The organism is Caballeronia sp. LZ008 (genome assembly GCF_031451435.1).
GTDB lineage: Bacteria > Pseudomonadota > Gammaproteobacteria > Burkholderiales > Burkholderiaceae > Caballeronia > Caballeronia zhejiangensis.
In genome coordinates this window covers 1,508,113-1,532,400 of sequence record NZ_JARUXK010000001.1, presented here as the reverse complement: position 1 = coordinate 1,532,400, position 24,288 = coordinate 1,508,113, and the positions used below count along the sequence as shown (strand labels likewise).

Annotated in this window: 21 protein-coding genes; 8 read left to right on the top strand and 13 right to left on the bottom strand. The window is 63.8% G+C overall.

The window, feature by feature from the left end:
• The first annotated feature begins 76 nt into the window (after positions 1–76).
• Positions 77–550 carry a VOC family protein gene (locus tag QCE49_RS07165; protein WP_008349441.1) on the top strand — a complete coding sequence of 158 codons (474 nt, stop codon included), beginning with the start codon at positions 77–79 and terminating at the stop codon, positions 548–550.
• Positions 551–588: 38 nt separating this feature from the next.
• Entirely contained in the window at positions 589–1,065 is a 477-nt protein-coding gene (locus QCE49_RS07160) for a VOC family protein (protein ID WP_008349443.1), read from the top strand.
• A gap of 1 nt (position 1,066) precedes the next feature.
• Here the strand turns inward: QCE49_RS07160 and QCE49_RS07155 are convergent, their stop codons facing one another.
• Positions 1,067–1,882, bottom strand: a complete 816-nt coding sequence (locus QCE49_RS07155) for an ABC transporter permease (protein WP_008349446.1) — start codon at positions 1,880–1,882, stop codon at positions 1,067–1,069.
• On the bottom strand, positions 1,879–2,568 hold the full coding sequence (locus tag QCE49_RS07150; RefSeq protein ID WP_250460236.1) for an ATP-binding cassette domain-containing protein: 690 nt from the start codon (positions 2,566–2,568) through the stop codon (positions 1,879–1,881). The genes QCE49_RS07155 and QCE49_RS07150 overlap by 4 nt, the downstream gene beginning before the upstream one ends.
• 124 nt (positions 2,569–2,692) lie before the next feature.
• Here QCE49_RS07150 and QCE49_RS07145 point away from each other — a divergent pair, with 124 nt between their 5' ends.
• Positions 2,693–5,074 carry an AsmA family protein gene (locus tag QCE49_RS07145; RefSeq protein ID WP_008349449.1) on the top strand — a complete coding sequence of 794 codons (2,382 nt, stop codon included), beginning with the start codon at positions 2,693–2,695 and terminating at the stop codon, positions 5,072–5,074.
• 15 nt (positions 5,075–5,089) lie between these two features.
• On the opposite strand, the gene QCE49_RS07140 is transcribed toward QCE49_RS07145, so the two are convergent.
• The 7 genes from QCE49_RS07140 to QCE49_RS07110 form a co-directional block, all read right to left on the bottom strand.
• On the bottom strand, positions 5,090–7,177 hold the full coding sequence (locus QCE49_RS07140; protein ID WP_250460224.1) for a TonB-dependent receptor: 2,088 nt from the start codon (positions 7,175–7,177) through the stop codon (positions 5,090–5,092).
• Positions 7,178–7,338: 161 nt separating this feature from the next.
• Positions 7,339–7,731 (bottom strand): DUF2946 domain-containing protein, encoded by a 393-nt coding sequence (locus tag QCE49_RS07135; protein ID WP_284508275.1) that lies wholly within the window; start codon positions 7,729–7,731, stop codon positions 7,339–7,341.
• A gap of 504 nt (positions 7,732–8,235) precedes the next feature.
• The gene (locus QCE49_RS07130) at positions 8,236–8,478 is read right to left on the bottom strand and encodes a DUF2795 domain-containing protein (protein WP_250460219.1); all 243 of its coding nucleotides are present in this window, start codon (positions 8,476–8,478) and stop codon (positions 8,236–8,238) included.
• Between the two features lie 39 nt (positions 8,479–8,517).
• Positions 8,518–8,784, bottom strand: a complete 267-nt coding sequence (locus tag QCE49_RS07125) for a hypothetical protein (protein WP_008349457.1) — start codon at positions 8,782–8,784, stop codon at positions 8,518–8,520.
• A 228-nt stretch (positions 8,785–9,012) separates the two neighbouring features.
• Complete coding sequence (locus QCE49_RS07120; protein ID WP_008349459.1) at positions 9,013–10,749, bottom strand: ClcB-like voltage-gated chloride channel protein; 1,737 nt, start codon at positions 10,747–10,749, stop codon at positions 9,013–9,015.
• 154 nt (positions 10,750–10,903) lie between these two features.
• The gene (locus tag QCE49_RS07115) at positions 10,904–11,707 is read right to left on the bottom strand and encodes an aldo/keto reductase (RefSeq protein ID WP_250460218.1); all 804 of its coding nucleotides are present in this window, start codon (positions 11,705–11,707) and stop codon (positions 10,904–10,906) included.
• 26 nt (positions 11,708–11,733) lie between these two features.
• A complete protein-coding gene (locus QCE49_RS07110) occupies positions 11,734–12,468 on the bottom strand; it encodes a glutathione S-transferase (protein ID WP_250460216.1) in 735 nt (244 codons plus the stop codon).
• Positions 12,469–12,659: 191 nt separating this feature from the next.
• On the opposite strand from QCE49_RS07110, the gene QCE49_RS07105 reads away from it, so the two are divergent.
• Positions 12,660–13,901, top strand: coding sequence for a cystathionine gamma-synthase family protein (locus QCE49_RS07105; protein ID WP_309805846.1), 1,242 nt, complete (start codon positions 12,660–12,662; stop codon positions 13,899–13,901).
• 21 nt (positions 13,902–13,922) lie between these two features.
• On the opposite strand, the gene QCE49_RS07100 is transcribed toward QCE49_RS07105, so the two are convergent.
• From QCE49_RS07100 to QCE49_RS07085, 4 genes are all read right to left on the bottom strand, one after another.
• Positions 13,923–14,861 (bottom strand): DmsC/YnfH family molybdoenzyme membrane anchor subunit, encoded by a 939-nt coding sequence (locus QCE49_RS07100; RefSeq protein WP_250460212.1) that lies wholly within the window; start codon positions 14,859–14,861, stop codon positions 13,923–13,925.
• A gap of 19 nt (positions 14,862–14,880) precedes the next feature.
• Entirely contained in the window at positions 14,881–15,612 is a 732-nt protein-coding gene (locus QCE49_RS07095; RefSeq protein ID WP_175982236.1) for a 4Fe-4S dicluster domain-containing protein, read from the bottom strand.
• An 11-nt stretch (positions 15,613–15,623) separates the two neighbouring features.
• A complete protein-coding gene (locus QCE49_RS07090) occupies positions 15,624–18,554 on the bottom strand; it encodes a molybdopterin oxidoreductase family protein (RefSeq protein ID WP_250460210.1) in 2,931 nt (976 codons plus the stop codon).
• Between the two features lie 75 nt (positions 18,555–18,629).
• Entirely contained in the window at positions 18,630–19,700 is a 1,071-nt protein-coding gene (locus tag QCE49_RS07085) for a YeiH family protein (RefSeq protein WP_250460208.1), read from the bottom strand.
• A gap of 114 nt (positions 19,701–19,814) precedes the next feature.
• Here QCE49_RS07085 and QCE49_RS07080 point away from each other — a divergent pair, with 114 nt between their 5' ends.
• The 4 genes from QCE49_RS07080 to QCE49_RS07065 all read left to right on the top strand — a co-directional run bounded on the left by QCE49_RS07080 (position 19,815) and on the right by QCE49_RS07065 (position 24,042).
• The gene (locus tag QCE49_RS07080; RefSeq protein ID WP_008349476.1) at positions 19,815–20,705 is read left to right on the top strand and encodes a LysR family transcriptional regulator; all 891 of its coding nucleotides are present in this window, start codon (positions 19,815–19,817) and stop codon (positions 20,703–20,705) included.
• Positions 20,706–20,846: 141 nt separating this feature from the next.
• The gene (locus tag QCE49_RS07075) at positions 20,847–21,656 is read left to right on the top strand and encodes a TIM barrel protein (protein WP_250460204.1); all 810 of its coding nucleotides are present in this window, start codon (positions 20,847–20,849) and stop codon (positions 21,654–21,656) included.
• A 56-nt stretch (positions 21,657–21,712) separates the two neighbouring features.
• On the top strand, positions 21,713–22,714 hold the full coding sequence (locus tag QCE49_RS07070) for a sugar kinase (protein ID WP_008349480.1): 1,002 nt from the start codon (positions 21,713–21,715) through the stop codon (positions 22,712–22,714).
• A gap of 44 nt (positions 22,715–22,758) precedes the next feature.
• Entirely contained in the window at positions 22,759–24,042 is a 1,284-nt protein-coding gene (locus QCE49_RS07065) for an MFS transporter (RefSeq protein ID WP_008349482.1), read from the top strand.
• Positions 24,043–24,288: the final 246 nt, after the last annotated feature.

The window sequence follows — 24,288 nt, the reverse complement described above, 5'->3', positions numbered from 1 at the left end:
TTCGCGCGCGGCCCGTTCGTCGTAGGCTATGAGACCGCGCCAAACCCGGCGCGCTCACTCACTACACGGAGCCGACATGTCCCAATCCGCCGTCAAGCCGATTCCCGAAGGCATGCGTTCGCTGACCCCGCATCTCGTGTGCGCGGGCGCCGCAGAAGCGATCGAGTTCTACAAGCGCGCGTTCAACGCCATCGAGCTGGGCCGCATGCCCGGGCCCGACGGCAAGCTCATGCACGCGATGGTCAAAATCGGCGATTCCATGCTGATGCTCGTCGATGAGTTCCCGCAATTCGGCTCGGTCGGTCCGAAGGCGCTGAACGGATCGCCGGTCACGATTCACCTGTATGTCGAAGACGCCGACGCCACCGTGAAGCAGGCCGAAAGCGCCGGCGCGAAAGTCACGATGCCCGTCGCCGACATGTTCTGGGGCGACCGCTACGGGCGTCTCGAAGACCCGTTCGGTCATCAATGGTCGGTCGCGACGCATACGCGTGACATGACGCCGGAAGAAATGAAGCAGGCGATGGCGCAGCAGCCTTGCGGTCAATGAACGAAACCACGCACGCTAGTGAGAACGGAGCAACGCACATGCACAAGATTTCGCCCTGTCTGTGGTTCCAAGGCGGCAACGCCGAAGAGGCCGCGAACTTTTATGTCAGCACGTTCAGGAACGCGCGCATCAAGGACATCATGCGCAGCACCGAGTCGGGCCCGAAGCCGGTCGGCAGCGTCATCGCCGTGATGTTCGAACTCGAAGGCGAGGACTTCCTGGCGCTGAACGGCAATCCGGAGTTCGCGTTCACGCCGGCCGTTTCTATGTTCATCAAGTGCGAGTCGCAGGAAGAAGTCGACCACTACTGGGACAAGCTGATGGACGGCGGCCGTTCGCTGGCCTGCGGCTGGCTCACGGACCGCTTCGGCGTGACGTGGCAAGTTGCGCCGACGCGTCTGCTCGGCATGTTGCAGGACCCGGACCCGGTGAAAGCCGACCGCACCATGAAAGCGATGCAAGGGATGATCAAGCTCGATCTCCCGGCGCTCGAGCGGGCGTACAACGGCGAGTGAGCTACGCGGCGCGTTTGCGGGCTTTTCGTTCGACGAGCTTCGACGCCATGAACCGATGGTCTCGCGAAAACAGCCGCCGATACGTCAGCACGACGGCCCCGACCACGCCGAGCCCCGAGCCCGCCGCAATCAGAAACATGATGACGATCTGATACCGCACCGCCTGCAATGGCGACTGCCCGGCGAGCACCTGGCCGGTCATCATGCCGGGAAGGCTGACGAGACCGACCACGGCCATCTGATTCAACGTCGGAATCATGCCCGCGCGCACGGCCTGGCGCGCGGGTCTCTGCGCCGCTTCCCAGCGCGAGGCGCCGAGTGCGAGCGACATCTCGACCGCCGCGCGTCCCGAAGTCAGTTCTTCCGTCATGCGCTCGATGCCGAGCGACACGCCCGTCAGGCAATTGCCGAGGATCATCCCGAGGATCGGAATCGCGTATTGCGGCTCATACCACGGATGAATCCGAATCACGACGAACAGCCCGAACGCGCCGATCAGCCACGAACTGCCCCAAATCGACAGGATGCTGTCCGCGCGCTGTCCGCGATAAGTGCGCCGTCCGCGATCGGAGGCGGCGAATCCGGCGATGACCGTCATCAGCGCCATCAGCGGCAGCACGACATACCAGCGATTGAACGCGAACACCCAGCCGAGCACGTATCCAATCAGCAGCAATTGCACGACGGTGCGGATCGCGGCGACGAAGAGCTTGCGTTCGAGACCGAGGTCGAGCGCAACCGACAGCGCGCCATTGACGACGATCAGCGCCGCCGCCAGGCCGATATCGAAGAGACTGAGGTTCTGATAGCCGCTCATCGCTTGTCCTCGCCGAGTACGCCTGCGTTCATCGTCAGATGACGCGTGGCGACGCGCCGCGCCTGATCCGGATCGTGCGATACCCAGATGCACGCGCGCGCGTCATCGGCGTCGAACCACGCGGCCACGAGCGCTTCGATCGAGCGTGCCGACGCCGGATCGAGCGATGCGGTCGGTTCGTCGAGCAGCAGCACGTCGGGCGCGAGTTGCAGCACGCGCACGAGCGCGGCGATCTGCGCCTCGCCGCCGGACAGATCGCTTGCGAACTTGTCGAGGAAGTCCGCGCTGCGTCCGGCCGCCTGCGCGAGCCGCATCGCGATATCGCGATCGAAATGCGTGTCGCGATAAGCCTTCAGCGAAAACGGATAGCGCAAATTGTCTTCGACGGTGCCGTCGAGCATCGCGGGCCGTTGCGCGATATACGCGACGCGCCGCCTGTAAGCCGGAATCTGCGCACGCGCGATGCGCTCGCCGCGCCACGTAACGAAACCGGCATCGCACGCATCGAGCAGCGCGAGCGTGCGCAGAAACACGCTCTTGCCCGAGCCCGACGGTCCGGTGATCGCGGCGCGCTGGCTTTTGTCGAGTGCGAAATCCGTGGCATGCAGCAGCACCGTGCCGCGCGCGGCGTCCCGGCGCATCACGCCATGCGTGGCGACGAGTTCGGTCGATGTCGCGTCCTGCATCGTGGGTGTGTGTGTCGTTCTCTGGATGAGCATCTTACGGACATTCGGCATTCAGCGGACGCATAAGCCGCGGGCACACGATGTGCTGCCGCAATCATAATCAGCAAAAAAGGATGGAGCCGTCATGGCGCAGGCCCGAACGACCGGAAAAAAAATCGGAAGGATCGTCGCATGGATTTTTGCCGTTCTGGCGGTTCTGATCGCAATACTGGTGGTCATTTTTCTGACGTTCGACTGGAACCGGCTGCGGCCCTGGGTGGACGACAAGGTATCGGAAGCAATCGGCCGCCGCTTCGAAATCACCGGCGATCTGAAAGTCGGCTGGCAGCGTCCGCCGAACGAGACGGGCTGGAAACGCTGGGTGCCGTGGCCGCGCTTCTCCGCTGAAAAAATCACGATCGCGAATCCGGACTGGGCGCGCCAGCAGCACTTCGCCACGCTCGATGAAATCGACTTCCAGGTCGAAGTGCTGCCGCTGCTCGCGCACGACATCGTGATTCCGACGATCAATCTCGTGAATCCGTCGATCGATGTCGAGCGGCTCAAGGACAATCGCAATAACTGGACGTTCAAGTTCAAGCAATCGACCGAGCCGTCGACCTGGAATCTCAAGCTCGGCGATATTTCACTCGCGAAGGGCACCGTCGATATCCACGATGAAGTCACGAAGGCCGAGATGCAGGTCGTCATCGATACGCTCGGCCAGGCCGTGCCGATCGGCGAGGTGATGAAGCAGCAGGAAGCGGCGTCGGCGAAGTCGTCGGCGGAAATGGTCGGCAAGAGCGGCGCGGCGAAGCTCAACAAACAAGCGGATGCGGCCGCGGCCTCGGAAGCCTCGGCGGCGTCGGCTGCATCGGCGGCGGCTGCGGCGAACGCATCGGCGCCGAATCCGGCGAGCACGTCGGCCAATACCAGCATCACGACCAAGGAAGGCCCGAAACCGCCGATTCCGCCGTACGCATTCGGCTGGACCGTGAAGGGCACGTACAACAACGGCAAGGTTTCGGGCGAAGGCAAGCTCGGCGGCGTGCTCGCCGTGCAGGACGCGAAGCGCCCGTTCCCGGTTCAGGCCGACGTGCGCCTCGGCGACACGCATATCGCGTTCGTCGGCACCGTGACCGATCCGGCGCATCTGGCCGCGCTCGATCTGCGCCTGTGGGTTCAGGCGGTGAGCATGGCGCATCTGTATCCGTTCACGGGCGTGACCTTGCCCGAAACGCCGCCGTTCGCGACCGAAGGGCGTCTGACCGGCCAGTTCCGCGAGGACGGCAACGTGTTCCACTACGAGAACTTCACCGGGCGCGTCGGCGGCAGCGATATCAACGGTTCGCTCGTCTATGCGGGCAAGAAGCCGCGTCCGCTCCTGAAGGGCGAGCTCGTGTCGCATCTGCTGCAGTTCAAGGATCTCGCGCCGATCATCGGTGCCGATTCGAACGCGAGCAAGGCGAAGCGCGGCGAGACGGAGAAGCAGCCGTCGTCGAAGGCGCTGCCGACCGAAGAGTTCAAGACCGATCGCTGGAAGGCCATCGATGCCGACGTCAAGTTCACCGGCCAGCGCATCATCAAGGATCCTGATCTGCCGATCACCGATCTGTACACGCACGTCATCATGAACGACGGCGTGCTGTCGTTCGAGCCGCTCAAGTTCGGCGTGGCGGGCGGCTCGCTCGCTTCGAACATTCATCTCGACGGCAGCGCCGCGCCGCTCAAGGGCCGCGTGTCCGCGCAGGCGCGGCATCTGAAGCTCAAGCAGCTGTTCCCGACCGTGAAGACGATGCAATCCGCGCTCGGCGAGGTCAACGGCGACGCCGCGCTTTCCGCGACCGGCAATTCGCCCGCGGCGCTCGCGGCGACATCGAACGGCGAGGTGAAGGCGCTCATCACGGAAGGCACCGTGAGCCGTCTGTATATGGAAGCGGCGGGGCTGAACGTGGCGAACGTGGTCTACGAGAAGCTCTTCGGCAAGCGCGACGTGAACATCAACTGCGCGGCGGCGGATTTCGTCGTGACCGACGGCGTGCTCGATTCGCGCGTGTTCGCGCTCGATACCGACGATGCCGTCATCAATGTCGACGGCACGATCAATCTGAAGACCGAGGACATGGATCTCGGCATCCATCCGCACACGAAGGGCCTGCGCATTTTCTCCCTGCGCTCGCCGCTGTACGTGAAGGGCACGTTCAAGGATCCGCACGTCGGCGTGAGTCCGGTGCTCGCGCTGCGCGGCGCGGCCGCCGTGGGTCTCGGTCTCATCAATCCGTTCGCGGCGCTGATTCCGCTCATCGCGCCGAGCAACAACAAGCCGCTGCCTTGCCAGCAGATGCTCGCCGATATCGGCAAAGCGCCGACCGCGCCGCCCGCAGGGCAGAAGCAGAAGGCGAAGGCGGCGCCGGCGTACATGTCGTCGGATGCGGCGGCGACCGGCGTGGCCAAGTCCAGGGACAAGGACGCGAAGAAGCCGGCGGCGCCGGCGCCCGCCAGCGCCGCGCAGTATCGCGGCAGCTAAGTCGCCGCCGCGCGCTCAGAACGCGTAGCGCACGCCCGCGAAGATGCTGCGGCCTTCGCCCGGATAGAAGATCGCGGTCGACGACGCGGTGCGCGCATCCGCGATCGTGCTGATGTCGCTCACGTAGCGCTTGTTGGTCAGATTGCGCGCGTCGAGAAACACCGAGAGGCCGTTGCGAAAATCCATCCCCGCCTGCACGCCGATGAGCGTATAGCCCGGCACGCGCAACGTGTTGGCGTCGTCGGCCCACGCGCCCGCCGGCACCCAGTCGACGGATGCGGAAATGTGAAAGCCGTTCGGCCGCGCATAGCCGAGCACGGCGCGCAACACGTTCACCGGCACGCCCGCGATGCGGTTGTTGCCGTACTGCGGATCGTCCTTGAAGCGGAAATCGCTCAGGTTCCACAAGCCCGACAGCGTGATCCTGTCGCCCGCGCCCGCGTGCGTGACGTCGCGCCACACATCGACCGATACGCCGGCTTCGATGCCCTGCAGCACCGTCTTGTTCGCATTGAACGTCGATGCCGGTATGTCGGGATTCGTCGTGTACTGAAGCAACTGGTCGCGCACGAGCGAGCGATACGCGGTGACGTCCCAGCTCACGCGATCGCGCGTGCCGCGCGTGCCGAGCTCGAGCGTCCACGCATGCTGCGACGTGAGCGGCGTGAATTGCGTCGTGCTCGAAAAGGTCTGCGTGAGATCGCCGAAATCCGGCACGTCCTGGCTGCGCGTAATGTCCACATACGCCTGGATGTCGCGATTCGGCTGCCACATCAAACCGAGCTTCGGATTCACGCCGCTGAAGGTCTCGCTAGCCGACTTGTAGTTCGGATCGGCCGCGAGCCCGCCGTGATCGACATACTTGCGCACGTCGCGCAACGCCTTGAAGCCGGCCATCAGCGCGACGGTCGGCAGGAAGAACAGACGGTCTTCGACGTACGCCTCGTAGTTGTAGGCGCTTTGCGTCGAATCGAGCGTTTGCGCGCCTTCGTTGCCCGACACGTTCACGTACTGCCGCGCCTGCGTGTTGCCGCCGAAGAAACGCGCGCCCGCGATGACATCGTTGCGCATCCCGCTCACGTTGAACGTCGCGGTATAGCGCGGCGCGATGCCGTAGGTCCAGCCGTCCTGATCGATGACCTGGAAGATCGGGTGATACAGACTCTTGTGGATTGCCCATGTGACGATATCGAGCTGCCCGACATCGAGCTTGACGGTCGTCTTGTTGGCGATGCGCTCGGTGCGCGTATCGCGCGCCTGATCGCCCGCCAGCGCGCTCGCGGATGCCTTCGTCGGATTGTTGAGCGCGTCGGAAAGCGAGAGCGTGCCGGGAAGCTGCTGATCGACGACATACGCGCCGAGATAGAAGCGCGTCTCCACATCCGGCGAGAAGCGATAGCCGACATTCGCGTTGAACTGCTCGTACTGGCCGCGCTCGTGATCGCGATAACCGTCCGCATGATTCACCGAGAACGTGCCGATGAAATCCAGCGGACCCATCACGCGCGAAAACTGCGCGCTGCCCCGGATCGTGCCGAAGCTGCCGCCTTCGAGCCGCACGATGTTCGGCGCATCGGCGGTGTAGGCGGAAGGCGTGACGAAATCGATCGCGCCGCCCATCATCGACGAGCCGTACGCGAGGCCGTTGCCGCCCTTGTAGACATCGACGGATTGCAGCGCGAGCGGGTCGATCTGATAGTAGTCGCCGCTGCCATCGGCGAGATTGGTCGGGATGCCGTCCTGCAGTATCTCCAGCCCGCGCGTGTGATAGCCGCGCGCGAGGCCCGAGCCGCGAATCGAGAGGCGCAACTCCTGGCCGTAGCGGTTCTGCACGAACACGCCGGGCACGTTCTTGAGGACGTCGCGCAACGTGAAGGCGTAGGTGTTCTGGTAATCGGCGCTATCGACGAAGCCGACCGAGCCGACCGTCGCGTCGAGCGTGCGCTTCTGATCGGCGACGTTTTGCGATGTCAGCGAATGTTGCGCCTGTCCTTGAACGATGACGGCGGGAAGCGTCGCGGGTTCGGCCTGCGCGAATGCGCGGGTCGCGGCGAGCGCGGTGAGCCCCGTCATGAGGGCGCGTTGTCGGGCGAGTCGCTTCATGGCAGCGTCCTCGCTTCTGCGTGTGCGGACGGCACGACGCCGCCCCTTGCTGAAAGTGAGCATGGTTCTTCTTCGAATTCGTGATGAATGAGCGCGGCGCGACGCGATGGACGCGCGGCGCCGTTCGATGCCGCGAAAGGCATCGATCCGTTAGGACGAAATCAGACGAGAACCGGAGGGGCGCGAGGCTGCGCAGTGGTGAAAGGAGGCGCGGGACGCTCGATGCGAATCCGCGCGACCGCGACGCTGCGGCGTGCAGGAACGTCGAGCGCTGCGGGGGCGCGTGCAGCGGAGATGGCGGGCGCGTGCGCGAAGAAGTGACAGTAGCCGCAAGCCTGGTCGTCGAGATGCGCGAGCGTGTCTGTCGAATGCGTCGAATGATGACCGCCCGAACGCTCGACTGTCGACGCATGCGCCGAACAGAGCTCGGCGCTGAGTTCGTCGGCATGCGCGCTGGCGGCGATCAGTTGCGAGACCATCGGCGCGAACGTGATCAGCAGCATTGCGAGCAATGCCAGCAGTGAACCCGTTCGTTGATGGAAGCGACTGCGCATGAGGACGAAGATTTGCAAATCCCGAGTGGCGGGATTATGCCACCCGCTTACTTTGTATTACAAAGCAAAGCGGACATAAATTTTCCCCATCAGCGCGCGGACATGTTGTCCCCATCAATTGGGGAGCACCCTGTTGAAAACGCGCCTAAAAGTCTGCTAAATGACTGATGCCGAAGGAAAAGTCATGCGCGCTTCAGGTTGCATCAATGCGTATCGGGCTTTGCATAACTTATCCCCAGCGCACGGGGAAAGGGCTGTGGAAAACCGCTTGGCGACTCATCTAGTTTCTTGATTTCGCGCTGAAATCCCCGCGCGACGCGCATCGCGCCACTTTTTCGCGCGCGCGCGCGACACCGATGCGATGCCCGACTTATCCACAATTTCTGTGGACAGCAGTGTTGAAAAGCCTCGCGTAGACGCGTTAAGTCTTTGATGAATAAAGATTTGTACGACCTGATCGAAGACGGGCGAGCGCGTGCATCGCGATCGTGCCGCGCGGCAGGCTCAGACCGAAATGCCGGGACCGCCGTTGCTGCCCAGCAGTTGTTCGACCGAATTCGCGTCCGTGTAGTCCTGCTCGGGCAGGCCGTCGAACACGGTGATGACGTCGTTGGATACGCCCGCCTCGCGCGCCGCATCGACGATCGCGTCCTTGTTGGCGGGGTACTTCACGAGACGTAATACCTGGGCGATCTCGTTGTCGATCGGCTCGTCGTTCAAGGCGTGTTTTGCGTGCGTGTCGGTCATTCCGAGGTCCGGTGTCGAGTCAGTGAATGAGGAGGCGCGTCAGGTCTGGACCTGAATCGTCTGGCTCGCCATGCCGTGACTCGGCGTGCGCGATTTCGGCAGCGGCACATGACGCCAGCGCGCGTGATCGAGATCCTGCGCCGCGACTTCGGGCGCGGGCGGCGATACGGGCGCGGCGTTCACGCGCAGCGCGGCGCGCGTCGCGGCAATGGCGGCGGTGGATTCGTCGGTCGAACTCGTGTGCAGCGGCGCGGCATAGCACGAGACGGAAACCAGAGCCATCGACAACAACGTTGAGGTCTTCATCGGGCAACCCCTCCTCACGTAGGCAGCAGAAAAGACCAAGCAAAGCCTATGCCGATGGATATTTCCGCCACCCGCCGTGCGCTCGGACCATGACAGCGCCGCGCACACGGGCGCGACGAGTGGGCGTCGCGCAGACATACTTCGAGTGAATTGTGAAGTCGATCCGACCCGCGCGAAACGCGCGCACGCGAAGCGTGACGCGCCGCGAAATTGCACGGCTGCGCAGTTTCAGCGCGACGTCGGGTTCAGACGGAAGTATGCGTCCAGAAGCGAGGTTTTGTACACGACGCCGAGCAGCAACGGCTGCGTCTTTTTTTCGATGACCGGCAGGCGTTCGCCCTGGAACGCGAGGAAGTGCTGCAGTGCTTCGCCGAGCGACATGTCGGGCGTGAGCACGTCGAATTCCGGCTGAAGATAATCCGCGGCGGTTTTGGATGCGCAGGTCTTGTCGTCGAGCAGATCCGACGTGATGTTCTTCAGCGCCACCACGCCCTGAAAGCGCCCGGCGTCATCGACGACGTACAGATACTTCACCGGATATTCGAGGAACACGCGCGTCATGTCCTTGATGTTCGCGGACAGCGGCACGACGGTATCGGCGGGCTTGACGAGCTCGCGCATCTGCGTCGCGGCGAGACGCAGGCGCTCTTTCTCTTCACGCGTGCGCCGCAGCGTGACTTCGTACATCGACGTCTGCTCGGACGTGCGCGCGATGAAGTACGCGATCACGCACGAAACCATTAGCGGCAGCATGACCTGATACGACAGCGTCATCTCGAAGATCATCAGGATGGCCATGAGCGGCGCGTGCGTGGCCGCGGCGAGAAACGCGCCCATGCCGACCATCGCGTAGGCGAAGGGCGCGGACGTGGAGTCCGGCCAGATCGAATGCACGCCGATGCCGTAAAGACAGCCGAGCACCGCGCCGACGAAGAGCGTCGGCGTGAAGATGCCGCCGACCGCGCCCGAACCGGCGGTGGCCGCCGTCGCGATGATCTTGAAGACGAGCACGGTGAGCAGCGCGGTCCACGTCCACGGTTCGTGCAGCAGCGAGTTCACGACTTCGTAACCGTTGCCCCAGACTTCGGGCCACCAGATCGATATCACGCCGACGATCAGCCCGCCCAGCGCGAGGCGCACGGGCAAGGGCAGGGGCAAGGTCGAGAAGCGTTTTTTCGATTCGGCGAGCAGCCGCAGGAAGTGCGGCGCGAGCGTGCCGCAGAGCAGTCCGAGCACGACGAAGAGCAGCACTTCGATGCCGGTGACGGTCGGGAACACCGGCATCTCGTACGGCGGCCTGTAGCCGGCGAACTCGCGCATCGTGATGTTGGCGACGACCGACGAGACGACGATCGGGCCGAAGCTTTCCATCGCCATCGAGCCGAGCACGAGTTCGGTGACGAAGAACGCGCCGGCGATAGGCGCGTTGTACGCCGACGTGATTCCGGCCGCCGCGCCGCACGCGACGAGCAGACGCAGGCGCGGCGGATCGAAGTGCACCCAGCGCCCGATCAGCGACGACACCAGGGCGGCGAGTTGCACCATCGACCCTTCGCGACCGATCGAGCCGCCGCTCGAAATCGTGATGAGCGACGACAAACTGCGCCATACGCTTTGCCAGACGGGCACGACGCCATCGCCGATGGTGACGGCTTCCATGTAGTCCGTGCTCGCATTCTTGCTCGCGCGCTTGCGGGCGATCAGCAGGCAGACGCCCGCGATGAGACCGCCCACGGCGGGCAACAGCACGCGCACGGGCCAGGGCAGGCTTTGCGCGAGCGCGACGAGACCTTCCGAATGATTGCCGAGGAGCCGCTGAAGGATCTCAATGCCTTCGCGAAAGACGGAGGTGGCGAAAGCACCGGCCACGCCGACGACCACCGCCCAGACGAGCATCGTATGCGAGTCCGACAGACGGAAAAGCCGTTGGGCCCGTGTACGGAGCTTGAGCAGAAAGGAGAGCACTTTTGCGAAATCGTGGAATGCTTAGAAGCAAATGGAATAAGGGACTCGCAAGGATAGCATTGCAGGGCGGCGCTGCGGACGTCGAAACGCGTTCGTCAGAGTCGAAAAAAAGCCCGGCACACGCCTGGCCGGGCTTCGTCGGAGCAATCGCGCGTCACCACTTCGGCGCGAACGGCGGATTCGCATTGCGCTTGCCTTCGTCGAGCGCATCGATTTTCGCGATGTCGTCGGCGTCGAGCTTCAGTTTCTGCGCGTCCCAGTTGGCTTTCTGATGCTCCGGATTCGTCGATGCCGACAGCACCACGATATCGCGCGAAAGCAGCCACGCGAACGTCACCTGCGCGGGCGTCGCGCCATGCTTCCCGGCGATCGCCTTGAGCGTCGCGTCCGTATGCGCGCGCCCTTCGCCGAGCGGCATGTACGCGGTCACTTTCACGCCGAGCTTTTGCGTCGCATCGACGAGCGCGCGGTTCGCGAGAAACGGGCTCACTTCAATCTGGTTCGTGACGATCGCGTCGCCGCCCGGCACCTTCAGCGCTTCTTCGAGCAACGGCGCGGTGAAATTCGACACGCCGTAGTGGCGGATCAGCCCGAGCTTCTGCGCTTCCTGCATCGCCGCGAGCGTTTCGGCGATCGGCACCGCGCCGTCGGGCGACGGCCAGTGCACGAGCGCGAGATCGATCGTGCCGATGTCGAGCTTCGCGTGACTGTCCTTCAGGCTCGCGACGAGCGCGTCGTGCGAGAGCCGTTCCCACCAGACTTTCGTCGTTACCCAGATATCGTCGCGCGCCACGCCCGATTCGCGCACGCCCTGACCGACGGCCGCTTCGTTGTTGTAGTACTGCGCGGTGTCGATATGGCGATAACCGAGCTGCAATGCGCTCTTCACCGCGTTCGTGGTCTTCGCGGCATCGACGCGAAACGTGCCGAGACCGAATGAAGGGATCGTTTCTACCATGCTGGCTCCTGGTGAGTGTCGAGGTTTCAAGCGTCCTGATCGAGTTCGGGATAGTGCCTGAAAATGCCCGATTCGTTGAACGGGATGCGCCGTTCCGAATCGACGTAAGCCGCGATGTTCGGCCGTTGCAGCACCGCATCATGAATCGCGGCCACGCGCGGATACTGCGCGCCGAACTCCTTCATCGCGCGCGGAAAGGCGTAATGCAGGCCATCGACGATCTGGAAGATGGACAGATCCACGTAAGTCGCCGTATCGCCGATCATCTGCGTATCGCCGTGCGGGTTCTGCGCAAGCACGCGCTCGAAGTACTTCATGAACTTCGGCCCGCGCTTGTCCAGAAAATTCTGCGTGCGGATTTTCGCCGCGTCCTTTTGATCTTCATAATAGAGTTCGGTCGCGAGCGGATGATGCGTGTCGTGCACTTCGGCGACGAAATCGGCGATCGTCAGTTGCAGGCCGTGCGCGACGTAGCGCAGGCCCTCGTCCTTCGGCGCGAGGTTCAGCTTCGGCCCGAGATAAAGAAGAATGTTCGCGACGTGCGGGACGATCAGCTCGCCGTCCCTGAGAAACGGCGGCGCAAACGGAATATGCGGCTCAGTCTTGCTGTTCAGGACTTTCATCATCGCGTCCATGCCGTAGCCGCTTTTCTTCGATTCGCGCGCGACGTCGATATATTCGGCGCCCGCATCTTCGAGCGCGAGCCGGACGAATTCGCCTCGGCCCTGCAATCCGTCCCAATAGTAGAGTTCGTAAGCCATGAGAAAGGGCTCCTCGTCGGGGCATGCCGCATCGGCGGCGAAGCGTGAGTGTGCGCGTTTTTGACGTTCGGCGGGAAGCGCGCGAACGAAGAGGCGGACGAGCAACACGCGTTCCCGTCGCGCGGCGATGCCATGACTCGTCGCGAATCGTGCAAAATCGATGTTTTGCGTTTTCGAGTAGCGGAGAAGAGATGAACAAGCAAGGCTTCACCACAGGCATCGTTCACGGCGACAGAAACGCGGGCGGCGAGCACGGCGGCGTGCGCCAGCCGATCCACACATCGGTTCAGTACGGATTCGAGCGCGTGGAAGATCTGATCGGCGTCTTCCAGGGCACGAAGAAAGGCGGTTTCAACTACGCGCGTCAGGGCACGCCGACCACCGCCGCGCTCGAACGCAAGATCACGAGCCTCGAAGACGGCATCGGCTCGATCTGCTTCAGCACCGGCATGGCGGGAATCACCGCCATTTTCCTGACCTTGCTGCGCGCGGGCGATCATCTCGTATCGAGCCGCTACGTCTTCGGCAACACCAACAGCCTGTTCGGCACGCTGCGCACGCTCGGCATCGAAGTGACGATGGTCGATGCAACTTCCGCCGAGAACGTCGCGAACGCGATCAAGCCGAATACGCGCATGGTGTTCGTCGAGACCATCGCTAACCCCGGCACGCAGATTCCCGATCTCGAAGGCATCGGCGCGTTGTGCCGCGAGCGCGGCCTCGCGTATGTCGTCGACAACACGATCACGTCGCCGGCGCTGTTCCGGCCCAAGGCGGTCGGCGCGAGCCTCGTCGTCAATTCGCTGACGAAGACCATCGCGGGTCATGGCGCGGCGCTCGGCGGTGCGGTGACGGACACGGGTCTCTTCGACTGGAGCGCCTATCCGAACATCGCCGATGATTACCGCAAGTCGCCGTCCAAAGAGCAGGGCTTGCTGCAAGTCCGCAAGAAAGGGCTGCGCGACATGGGCGCGTCGCTGTCGTCTGAGCAGGCGCATTCCATCGCGATGGGCGCGGAAACGCTCGCCCTGCGCGTCGCGAAGTGCAGCGAGAACGCGCTCGCGCTCGCCCAGTATCTGGAGAAGCACGAGGCCATCGGGCGCGTGTTTTATCCGGGATTGAAGAGTCATCCGCAATGCGAGATCGCTCAGGCGCTGTTCAAGGGTGCGTCGTGGCTGCTGTCGTTCGAGTTGCGCCGCGCAGACCGCATGATCGATGTCGTCAACGCGCTGCAGTTGCCGGTCAAGGCGACGGGCCTCGGCGACACGCGCACGCTCATCATTCCCGTTGCGCCGACGATCTTCTTCGAAGCCGGCCCCGAAGTGCGCAAGTCGATGGGCATTTCCGACGGCATGCTGCGGCTTTCGGCGGGCATCGAAGATATCGACGATCTGATCGCCGATTTCGAGCAGGCGCTCAAGCTCGCGGCATGACCTTGGTGCGCGCCTCGCGCACTACGAGGCGCGCGCGTAGTAAATGTTCTGCGGATGGCGCGCTTCGGCGAAGAAGAACCATCGCTCGGCGACGAGCCCGAGATACTGCGTGACGCACGCGAGGCAGAAGAGCGCGACCGATTGCGCACCGATCCCGAGCAGCATCAGCACGAAGGGCACGGCGAACGCGCCGACGAGAAACGTCCACTTGATGCGCGCGATCGCCTGCGCCGAGCGTCCGTGAAAGAACTCGCGCAGATTGAACGCGCCCGCCGTGAAGCCCCGCGACTTCTGCACGACGTTCGGCCCCTTGATGCCGGTCGCGCTCTGCACGGTCGATTTTGGCCGCAGCTTCGCATTGCGCTTGAGCGCGGCGACGCGCGTCGCGCAGCCCGCGAGCGTCAACGTGCACGCACAAGCGGCGAGACCCGCCGCCAGTGACGGCGCGAGCCACGCGGCGCACGCGGTCGCCAGCGTGAATCCCGATGCGCAGCCGAGCAGCACGAAGTTGACCATCGTGAGCGGCGTCGCCCATTCCTGCAGGAAGCGCAGGCATGCGTAGATCATCGCGGTACAGACGAAAAGCGCCGCCGACGCGATCACGCCGATCACGCCGACGGCAAGCGACCACGGCGCGCCGAGCCAGTGCGCGAAGCCGTACAACGCGGCGCATCCGAGGAACGCGGGCAGGCACAGGCATTCGCGCGACAGCCACGACGTACGCCACATCGCGATGGCGCGCCACGCCCGCTCGGGATGCCCGAGATGGAAAAACGATGCGACGAGGCCCAGCCCGCCGAGCACGACCGACAACGCCGCGCCGAGGATGAAGAACAGTTGCGAAGGCGCGTCGATCAGACCGAGCTTCGCGCACGCTTCGGCACCGACGAGCGCAATCAGCAAGCCTTGCGCGGCGCCGCTCAATGTCGTGAGAAACACGACGGAAAACGCGGGTTTCATGTTCGAGCTCCGATGAAAGTCAGACGCGCACGGCCATCGACGCGAGATTGAGTTCGCCGTGCGCTCCGGGTGCGTCCGGCGCTTCGGCGTCTTGAGACTGACAGCCGCACGAGCCGCCGCCGCTGCTGCACGCATTCACGGGACGACGCGGCAAATAATGATTCGCGGGCTTCGTGTCCCATTCGGGCATCAACTGATAGCCGCCGCGCTCCTCGATCGCCTTCGACACGACCGACTCGGGATCGTGGATATCGCCGAAGAGCCGCGCCGACGTCGGACACGCGAGCACGCACGCCGGCTTGCGATCGCGTTCGGGCAGCGCCTCGTTGTAGATGCGATCGGCGCACAGCGTGCACTTCGTCATCTCCTTGCGCGCTTCGTCGAGCTCGCGCGCGCCGTACGGACACGCCCACGCGCAGTACTTGCAGCCGATGCACTTGTCGAAGTCCACGAGCACGAGTCCGTCTTCCTTGCGCTTGTAGCTCGCGCCGGTCGGACAGACGGGCACGCACGGCGGATCCTCGCAGTGCAGGCACGACTTCGGAAAGTGGATCGTATCGGCGAGCGGAAATTCGCCGGCTTCATACGTCTGCACGCGGTTGAAGAAGGTGCCGGACGGATCGGCGTCGTACGGGCGCTGATCCGCGAGACTGCCAGCTTCGCCGGACGTGTTCCATTCCTTGCAGCTCGTCACGCAGGCGTGGCAGCCGACGCAGACGTTCAGATCGATCACCAGGGCCATTTGAGTCATGCCGGTCTCCTTCAGTTTTTTACGTCGCGCTTGATGGCGTTGCGCAAGCGCGCCGCGAACTCGCCGCGTCCGGCGAAGTACGTCTGCACGACGCGTTGAACCGATCCCGTCATGCCGGGCGATGGACGCATCGGCGCGAATTGCGGCAGCGTGTGATCGGCATCGCTTTCGGCGGGATAGACGCGCACGCGCACGTCGTACCACGCGGCTTGTCCGGTGATCGGATCGGAGTTCGAAAAGCGCAGGCCTTCGCGCGCGGACGCAGGAAGCTCATCCGTGATGAGGTGATTGAGCAAAAAGCCCCGCTGCGATTCGTTCGCGTCGGGACCGAGGCTCCACGCGCCCGATGCCTTGCCGATCGCGTTCCACGTCCACACCGTTCCGGGCTCGACGGCTTCGCTATAGCGCGCCATGCAGCGCACCTTGCCCCATTGCGATTCGACGTAAATCCAGCCGCCGTCCTCGATGCCGTTCGCCTTCGCCATGCGCGGATTCATGTACAACAGGTTCTCGCCGTGAATCTGCCGCAGCCACGCGTTCTGCGAGTCCCACGAGTGATACATCGCCATCGGGCGCTGCGTGACGGCCGCGAGCGGATACTGCGCGAGATCGGTCGTATCGAGTTCCAGCGGCGCGTACCAAAAGGGCAGCGGATCGAAATATTCCTCGATGCGCGCGCGCAAGTGTTCCGGCGGCTGCCGGCCTTTCGTGCGACCCTGCGCGGCGAGGCGGAACTTCTGCATCACGTCGGAATAGAGCTGGATCAGGATCGGCTCGTTGAACTTGCGAAAACCTTTATCGACGGCGAATTGCAGGTACGGCCCGTTCTGGCCGCGCATGTATTGCAGCTCTTGGGCCAGCGTGTAGTGGTAGACGCAATCGTGGTTTGCGTACTCTTCCCATTGATTCGGATTCGGCTCGCCGACGAGCGCGTCCTTGCCGTCCTTGCCGCGCCAGCCGATCAGAAAGCCCACGCCCGACCCCGGCGCCGTCTGATGATTGACGATGAAATCCGGATAGTCGCGATACTTGCGCGTGCCTTCGGGAGTCGTGAACGCGGGCAGCTTCAGGCGGCTGCCGAGCTCGACGAGCACTTCCTGGAACGGACGGCAATCGCCGGTGCGCGGCACGACCGGCACGCGCACCGAATCGACGGGACCGTCGAACTCGGAGATCGGGCGGTCCAGCATCGACATTGCGTCGTGTCGTTCGAGGTAGGTCGTGTCGGGCAGGATGAGATCGGCGAATGCGGTCATCTCCGACTGGAACGCATCGCACACGACGATGAACGGAATTTTGTATTCGCCGTTGTCGTGCTTGTCGGCGAGCATGTTGCGCACTTCCATCGTGTTCATCGACGAGTTCCATGCCATGTTGGCCATGAAGATCATCAGCGTGTCGATGGGGTACGGATCGCCGCGCCATGCGTTCGTGATGACGCTGTGCATCACGCCGTGCACCGCGAGCGGATATTCCCACGAGAACGCCTTGTCGATGCGAACCGGCGTGCCGTCGTCGTGGATGAAGAGGTCCTCCGGCGCGGCGGGCCAGCCGAGCGGCCCGCTCGCGAGCGGCGTGTTCGGCTTCACCTGATCGGGGTGATTCGGCGGTTTCGCCGATGGCGGCACCGCGCGCGGAAACGGCGACTTGTGACGGAAGCCGCCCGGACGGTCGATCGTGCCGAGCAGCGACATCAGCACGGCGAGCGCGCGGATCGACTGGAAGCCGTTCGAGTGCGCGGCGAGACCGCGCATCGCGTGAAAGGCGATCGGGTTGCCCGTCACGGTGTCGTGCTTCCTGCCCCAACAATCGGTCCATTGAATCGGCAGCGTGATCTTGTGATCGCGGCTCGTCTGGATCATTTCGGCGGCGAGGCGTTCGATCGTCGCGGCGGGAATACCGGTGATGTCCGCGGCCCATTCCGGCGTGCACGTTGCGACCTGCTCGCGCAGCAACGCGAAGGAGGGCGCGACGCTCGTGCCGTCGTCGAGCGTGTAGCGGCCATCGAGCGCGGGCGCGGCATCGTCGGCGTGATGCGCGACCGCGCGATTCGTCTTCGTGTCCCACCAAAGATGATTCTGCGGAAAGAGCGGATTCGATTCGGCCGCGCTTTCGTCCTTCACGAAAAGGCCGAACGTGTCGCTCGCTTCGTTCATATCGAGCAGTTCGGCCGCGTTCGTATAGCGCGTGACGAATTCGTGATCGTAGGCGTCGGCGGCGATCAGTTCGTGGATCAGCGCCATGAAAAGCGCGCCGTCTGTGCCGGGGCGGATCGGCACCCATTCGTCGGCGATGGCCGCGTAGCCCGTGCGGACCGGATTGATCGCGATGAAGCGTCCGCCCGCGCGCTTGAATTTCGATATCGCGATCTTGAGCGGATTCGAGTGATGATCCTCCGCCGTGCCAATCATGAAGAAGAGCTTCGCGCGGTCGAGATCCGGGCCGCCGAATTCCCAGAACGAGCCGCCGATCGTATAGATCATGCCCGCGGCCATGTTCGCCGAGCAGAAGCCGCCGTGGGCCGCGTAGTTGGGCGTGCCGAAGTTCTTCGCGAAGAGGCCGGTCAGCGCCTGCATCTGATCGCGTCCGGTGAAGAGCGCGAATTTTTTCGGATCGGTGGCGCGCAGGTGTGCGAGACGCTTTTCGAGCGTATCGAGCGCGAGCTCCCACGAGACCGGCTCGAACTGCGCTTCGCCGCGCAGTGCGCCGGGTTTTCGCATCAGCGGCTGCGTGAGGCGTGCGGGCGAATACTGCTTCATGATGCCCGACGCGCCTTTCGCGCAGATCACGCCTTGATTGAGCGGATGGTTCGGATTGCCGTCGATGTATCTGACTTCGCCGTCGCGCAGATGCACGCGGATGCCGCAACGGCACGCGCACATGTAGCACGTCGTGGTCTTGACATCGAGCTTCTCGTTCTGGGTACGAGCGCCGTGTTCCATGAGTGCTCCTTCTAAAGCGTTATCGCGCGACGGGGACGTTCGCGCGATTCGGTACTTCACTGCATCGGCGATCGATCAGCCGAAGAGGCGTTCGACGCCGAGCGTGATCGCGAGGCCGCCGCCGACCAGCCACGCATACAGGATCGCGCCGGTTGCAAGCGCACGCGGGCCGGCCTGACGGATCTGCGCGATGCGCGTCTCCATGCCGAGCGCGGTCATGGCCATCGTGAGCGCGAAGGTGTCGAGCGTGTTGATCGTGCTCGTGGCGGCATCGGGCAGAACGTGCAGCGAATTCACGACGACGAGCGCGAGAAAGCCGAGCGCGAACCAGGGCATCGCGATCTTGCCGTTGCCTTGCGCCGCGCCGTCCGCCGTGTTGCGCGAGCGGCTGATCCAGAAACCGATGACGAGCAGCACGGGCACGAGCAGCATCACGCGCGTCATCTTGACGATGGTCGCGATATGCGTCGCTTCCGGGCTGACGTTGCTCGCCGCACCGACGACCTGCGCCACTTCGTGAATCGTGCCGCCGAAAAAGAGGCCCGCGCCGAGCGTATCGAGATGCAGCCAGCCGGCGTTCAACGCGAGCGGGTAGAGGAACATCGAGAGCGTGCCGAACAGCACGACGCTGCCCACCGCCATCGCGCTCTTGTGCGGCTTCGATTGCAACGTCGATTCGAACGCGAGCACCGCGGCCGCGCCGCAAATCGCGCTGCCGGCTGCCGTGAGGAGTGCGGTATCGCGATCGAGCTTCATCAGCTTCATGCCGGCCCACGTACCGATGACGAGCGTGCTGACCACGACCAGCACCGACACCGTGAAACCCGACACGCCGACTTGCGCGATTTCCTGAAGGCTGATGCGCAGCCCGAAGAACGCGACCGCGATGCGCAGCAGCTTGCGCGCGGAGAAGTTGACGCCGGCCGCCCAGCTTTCCGGCATGCCGTGACGCAGCGCATTGCCGTAGATCGCGCCCGCGACGATGCCGACGATCAGCGGGCTGATGCCGAGCCCGGCGATAGCGGGCAGCGAAGCGAGGCGCGTGACGGCGGCGGCGAACAAGGCGACGAAGAGAATGCCGTTGAGTTGCCCGCGTCTGGATGATGCGGCCGGCGCGAGCGTTTGGGCGGACTGAACCGTGGACATGGATGAACCCGTTTGACGATGATGACTCGATGGGCTAATCCTATTCTCGATATATGAATATGAAAAATCGTGATTTAGAATGGCAAGTATCGGACCAACTTATATTTTGCACAGATGACCCCGGAACAACTGATAACGTTCGCAACGGTCGCAGAGCACGGCAACATCAGCCGGGCGGCGGTGGCCTTGCATTTGTCGCAGCCCGCCGTGTCGGGGCAGTTGCGCCTGCTCCAGGAGGAATTCGGCGAGCCGCTTTATCAGCGTGATGGCCGCGGCGTGCGCCTGACCGCAGCCGGCGAGCAGTTGCTCGGCCATGCGGAACGCCTGCGCGAGACATTTCGCGCGGCGCACGCGCTGCGCGACGCATTGCGCGGGCTGGAGCGCGGCACGCTGCGCATCGGCGCGAGCACGACGCCCGCGAGTTATTTGCTGCCGTATCTGATCGCTGCGTTTCACAAGCGCTTTCCGGAAGTCGTCGTGACGACCATCGACGGCAATACCGCCGATATCGTCGCTGCGCTCGGCTCGCTCGATATCGCGCTCGTCGAAGGCGCGCCGGGACACGATCTGCCGCTCGGCACCACCGTCACACCATGGCGCGAGGACGAAATCGTCGCGATCCTGCCGAATGGTCATCCGCTTGCCGACGGGCGCGATGCCGCCACGCTCGATCAGTTGAGCGAGCATCCGCTCGTGCTGCGCGAGCCCGGCTCGGGCGTGCGGCAGATCATCGAGCGCGCGTTCGCCGATTGCGATGCGCCCATGCGCGTCGCGCTGGAAATCGCGGGCGTCGAGGGCGTGAAGGAGGCGGTGCGCGCGGGCATGGGCATCGGCTTCGTATCGGCGATGTCGATCCGCCACGAGGACAGCGCGTTGCGTCGCGTGCGTATCGCGCCGCGACCGCTCACGCGGCGTTTTTCGATTCTGCTGCCGCACGCGGCAACGCCGTCACGCGTCGCGGCGCGTTTCCTGGAGTTGTGCGAGGAACCGGGTCTCATCGGCTAGGGAATTCCACTATGGCGCGTCGATGGCGGTCTGACGCACCATTCGTTCTCAACAGGGGCGCTGCGGCGTCCTTTTCGAAAATCGTTTATGGAACCGGTTCCACCGAGGAATTTCGAGGCCAAAACCCATAGTGAGAAGCGAGTGAATCAAAAATCCCGCATCGATGAAAAGCGCGCAGAAGTCGTGATCGTAGCGAGCGCGTTCGGCGCCGATGCGATCCGTCGCGATGGCCACGCCGCGTGGGCGGCGGTCGCGGCGCGCGCGGGTGCGGATGGCTTCGAAGTGCGCCGCGAGCTGTTCGCCGATGACGCCGATTCGCAGCCCGATGCTCTCGCGCAGCTCGGCGTACGGATTCGCGCGCACGGATTGTGGGCCGTCCATTCGACGCCCGCGACGCTGTTCCGCGACGACGGCGCGCTCGATCTCGATTCGCTGCGGCTCGCCATCGACGAGGCAGCGGCGATGGACGCGCGCATCGTCAAGCTGCAACTGGGCGGCACGGAGCGTGGTGTCGCGACCGATCCGGCCACGCTCGATCGCCTGATGTCGGCGATCGCCGCGTCGAAAGCGCGCGTGGTCGTCGAAAACGGACAACTGAAGGCAGGCGGCACGATCGGCGCGTTCGATGCGCTCTTCGCCGCGCTGCCCGCGCGAAGCGGCCTCGCGATGACTTTCGACACCGGAAACTGGCACTGGGCGGAGCAGGATCCGCTCGACGCGGCGCAGCGCCTCGCGCCGCACGTCGCGTATGTGCACTGCAAGGCGGTGATGGGCGAGGGCGCGCGCCGTTTTGCCGCCGCGCCCGCGAACGGCGACGCGCGTTTCGCGACGCTGCTCGCGCAGTTGCCGGGCGATGTGCCGCGCGGCATCGAATATCCGTTCATTCCGGGCGCGGACGGTTCGCTCGACGCCGACGCGGCGCGCCAGGTCGCACGAATCGCGGCATTTTGAATGCCACTTTGAATTACGCATTTTGCATTCAGCATTCATCTGCAAAGGAACCCGACATGCAAGCCAAGCCTGAAGTCCTCGACGTCGTCACTTACGGCGAAGCGATGACGATGTTCGTCGCCGCCGTTACCGGCGATCTCGCGAAGGCCGGTCAATTCACGAAGCGCGTCGCGGGCGCGGATCTGAACGTCGCGATCGGTTTGTCGCGCCTTGGTTTCAAGGTGGGCTGGATGAGCCGCGTCGGCAACGATTCGTTCGGGCGCTATGTGCTCGACGTACTCGCATCCGAAGGCATCGACGCGCGCCGTGTGACGATCGACGAGCGTTATCCGACGGGCTTTCAGCTCAAAGGCAAGTGCGACGACGGCAGCGATCCGGCCGTCGAGTATTTCCGCAAGGGTTCGGCCGCGAGCCATTTGTCGCTCGACGACTACGCCGCCGATTACGTGCTCGGCGCGCGTCATCTGCATCTGACGGGCGTGGCGCCCGCGATCTCGGCGACCTCGCGTGAGCTTGCGTTCCACATGGCCCGCGAAATGCGGGCAGCGGGCAAGACGATCTCGTTCGATCCGAATCTGCGTCCGACGCTGTGGCCGTCGCGCGAGGCGATGGCCGAATCGCTCAATGCGCTCGCCGCGCTCGCCGACTGGGTGCTGCCGGGGGTGTCCGAAGGATTGACGCTGACGGGCTATGCGAAGCCCGAGGACATCGCCGCGTTTTATCTCGATCGGGGAGCGAAGGGCGTCGTCGTCAAGCTGGGCGCGCACGGCGCGTATTTCCGCACGGCGGACGGCGAGCAGGGCATCGTGCCGGGCGTGCCGGTCGAGAAGGTCGTCGATACGGTCGGCGCGGGCGATGGCTTCGCGGTCGGCGTCGTGAGCGCGCTGCTCGAGGGACGCGATGTGCGTCACGCGATCGCGCGCGGCAATCGCATCGGCGCGCTGGCGATTCAGGTGATCGGCGACAGCGAAGGACTGCCGACGCGCGCCGCGCTCGATCTGCTCGAAGCACAGGATTCCAACGACAAGACGGCCAAAGCCGCGTTCGATCTGGCTTGAAAGCCACCAACCGAGACTCAACCGAATTGCGTTCGGAGACAACCATGCAAAGTTCTTCCAATCCCACGCTGGCCGTGCGCCGCTGGTGGGCGATCATGCCGATCGTCTTCATCACGTACAGCCTCGCGTATCTCGACCGCGCCAACTACGGTTTCGCGGCGGCGGCGGGCATCAATCAGGATTTGGGCATCAGCAAGGGACTGTCCTCGCTGATCGGCGCGCTGTTTTTTCTCGGCTATTTCTTCTTCCAGATTCCGGGCGCGATCTATGCCGAACGGCGCAGCGTGAAGAAGCTCGTGTTCTGGAGTCTCGTGCTGTGGGGCGGCTGCGCGACGCTCACGGGCATGGTGAGCAATATCCCTTCGTTGATGGCGATCCGCTTCGTGCTCGGCGTCGTCGAGGCTGCGGTGATGCCGGCGATGCTCGTCTTCATCGCGAACTGGTTCACGAAGTCGGAGCGCTCGCGTGCGAATACGTTTCTGATTCTCGGCAATCCGGTGACGGTGCTGTGGATGTCGGTCGTATCCGGTTATCTCGTGAACTCGTTCGGCTGGCGCCACATGTTCATCGCGGAAGGTTTGCCGGCGGTGGTGTGGGCGGTGATCTGGTGGTTCATCGTGAAGGACAAGCCCGCACAGGTGAGCTGGCTCACGGATCAGGAAAAGAACGATCTCGATGCGACCTTGCGCGCCGAGCAGGCCGCGATCAAGCCGGTGAAGAACTATCGCGAGGCGTTCAAGTCGCCGGCGGTGATCAAGCTGTGTGCGCAGTATTTCTGCTGGAGCATCGGCGTGTATGGGTTCGTGCTGTGGCTGCCTTCGATTCTCAAGAGCGGATCGACGCTCGGGATGGTCGAGACGGGCTGGCTGTCGGCGGTGCCGTATCTTGCGGCGACCATCGCGATGCTGCTGGCTTCGTGGGCCTCAGACAAGCTTCAGGCACGCAAGGCTTTTGTGTGGCCGTTTCTGCTGATCGGCGCGGTGGCGTTTGCAGGTTCCTACCTTCTCGGGTCGACGAACTTCTGGGCTTCTTATGCGTTGCTCGTGATCGCAGGGGCTGCGATGTATGCGCCCTATGGGCCGTTCTTTGCGATCGTGCCGGAGTTGCTGCCGAAGAATGTCGCCGGGGGGGCGATGGCGCTCATCAATAGCATGGGGGCGTTGGGGTCGTTCGTCGGGTCGTATTTTGTGGGGTATTTGAATGGGGCTACTGGATCGCCCTCTGCCTCTTACGTTTTCATGAGCGCCGCGTTGTTGATGGCTGTTTGGCTTACGCTGGCGGTTAAGCCGCAGGCGGCGGTTCGGGCTGGGGTTGTTGTGAGGCCTTGAGGTTTTTGCTTTCGCTTTTCGCTTTTGCTTTCGGTTTCGCCGGATCCCGTTGTCGTGTCGGTCTATTGGCACTGCCCCTGTGCGGGGCGGCAGTCACTTTCTTTGCCGTCGACCAGAGTTAGCGCTTTAGCGCTTACTCTGGTCCTGTGCAAAGAAAGCAACTGTATTGAGCGTCAAGGGTTGAGTTGGTAAGGATCATGGTTTTGGGGGATTCCAAGTTGTGCCGTCGCGCATCATGGCGTTGAG

Excerpts from the sequence above, each read along its gene's own strand:
- QCE49_RS07165 (WP_008349441.1), top strand. The coding sequence starts at position 77 with ATGTCCCAATCCGCCGTCAAGCCGATTCCCGAAGGCATGCGTTCGCTG.
- QCE49_RS07160 (WP_008349443.1), top strand. The coding sequence starts at position 589 with ATGCACAAGATTTCGCCCTGTCTGTGGTTCCAAGGCGGCAACGCCGAA.
- QCE49_RS07155 (WP_008349446.1), bottom strand. The coding sequence starts at position 1,882 with ATGAGCGGCTATCAGAACCTCAGTCTCTTCGATATCGGCCTGGCGGCG.
- QCE49_RS07150 (WP_250460236.1), bottom strand. The coding sequence starts at position 2,568 with ATGCAGGACGCGACATCGACCGAACTCGTCGCCACGCATGGCGTGATG.
- QCE49_RS07145 (WP_008349449.1), top strand. The coding sequence starts at position 2,693 with ATGGCGCAGGCCCGAACGACCGGAAAAAAAATCGGAAGGATCGTCGCA.
- QCE49_RS07140 (WP_250460224.1), bottom strand. The coding sequence starts at position 7,177 with ATGAAGCGACTCGCCCGACAACGCGCCCTCATGACGGGGCTCACCGCG.
- QCE49_RS07135 (WP_284508275.1), bottom strand. The coding sequence starts at position 7,731 with ATGCGCAGTCGCTTCCATCAACGAACGGGTTCACTGCTGGCATTGCTC.
- QCE49_RS07130 (WP_250460219.1), bottom strand. The coding sequence starts at position 8,478 with ATGACCGACACGCACGCAAAACACGCCTTGAACGACGAGCCGATCGAC.
- QCE49_RS07125 (WP_008349457.1), bottom strand. The coding sequence starts at position 8,784 with ATGAAGACCTCAACGTTGTTGTCGATGGCTCTGGTTTCCGTCTCGTGC.
- QCE49_RS07115 (WP_250460218.1), bottom strand. The coding sequence starts at position 11,707 with ATGGTAGAAACGATCCCTTCATTCGGTCTCGGCACGTTTCGCGTCGAT.
- QCE49_RS07110 (WP_250460216.1), bottom strand. The coding sequence starts at position 12,468 with ATGGCTTACGAACTCTACTATTGGGACGGATTGCAGGGCCGAGGCGAA.
- QCE49_RS07105 (WP_309805846.1), top strand. The coding sequence starts at position 12,660 with ATGAACAAGCAAGGCTTCACCACAGGCATCGTTCACGGCGACAGAAAC.
- QCE49_RS07100 (WP_250460212.1), bottom strand. The coding sequence starts at position 14,861 with ATGAAACCCGCGTTTTCCGTCGTGTTTCTCACGACATTGAGCGGCGCC.
- QCE49_RS07095 (WP_175982236.1), bottom strand. The coding sequence starts at position 15,612 with ATGACTCAAATGGCCCTGGTGATCGATCTGAACGTCTGCGTCGGCTGC.
- QCE49_RS07090 (WP_250460210.1), bottom strand. The coding sequence starts at position 18,554 with ATGGAACACGGCGCTCGTACCCAGAACGAGAAGCTCGATGTCAAGACC.
- QCE49_RS07085 (WP_250460208.1), bottom strand. The coding sequence starts at position 19,700 with ATGTCCACGGTTCAGTCCGCCCAAACGCTCGCGCCGGCCGCATCATCC.
- QCE49_RS07080 (WP_008349476.1), top strand. The coding sequence starts at position 19,815 with ATGACCCCGGAACAACTGATAACGTTCGCAACGGTCGCAGAGCACGGC.
- QCE49_RS07070 (WP_008349480.1), top strand. The coding sequence starts at position 21,713 with ATGCAAGCCAAGCCTGAAGTCCTCGACGTCGTCACTTACGGCGAAGCG.
- QCE49_RS07065 (WP_008349482.1), top strand. The coding sequence starts at position 22,759 with ATGCAAAGTTCTTCCAATCCCACGCTGGCCGTGCGCCGCTGGTGGGCG.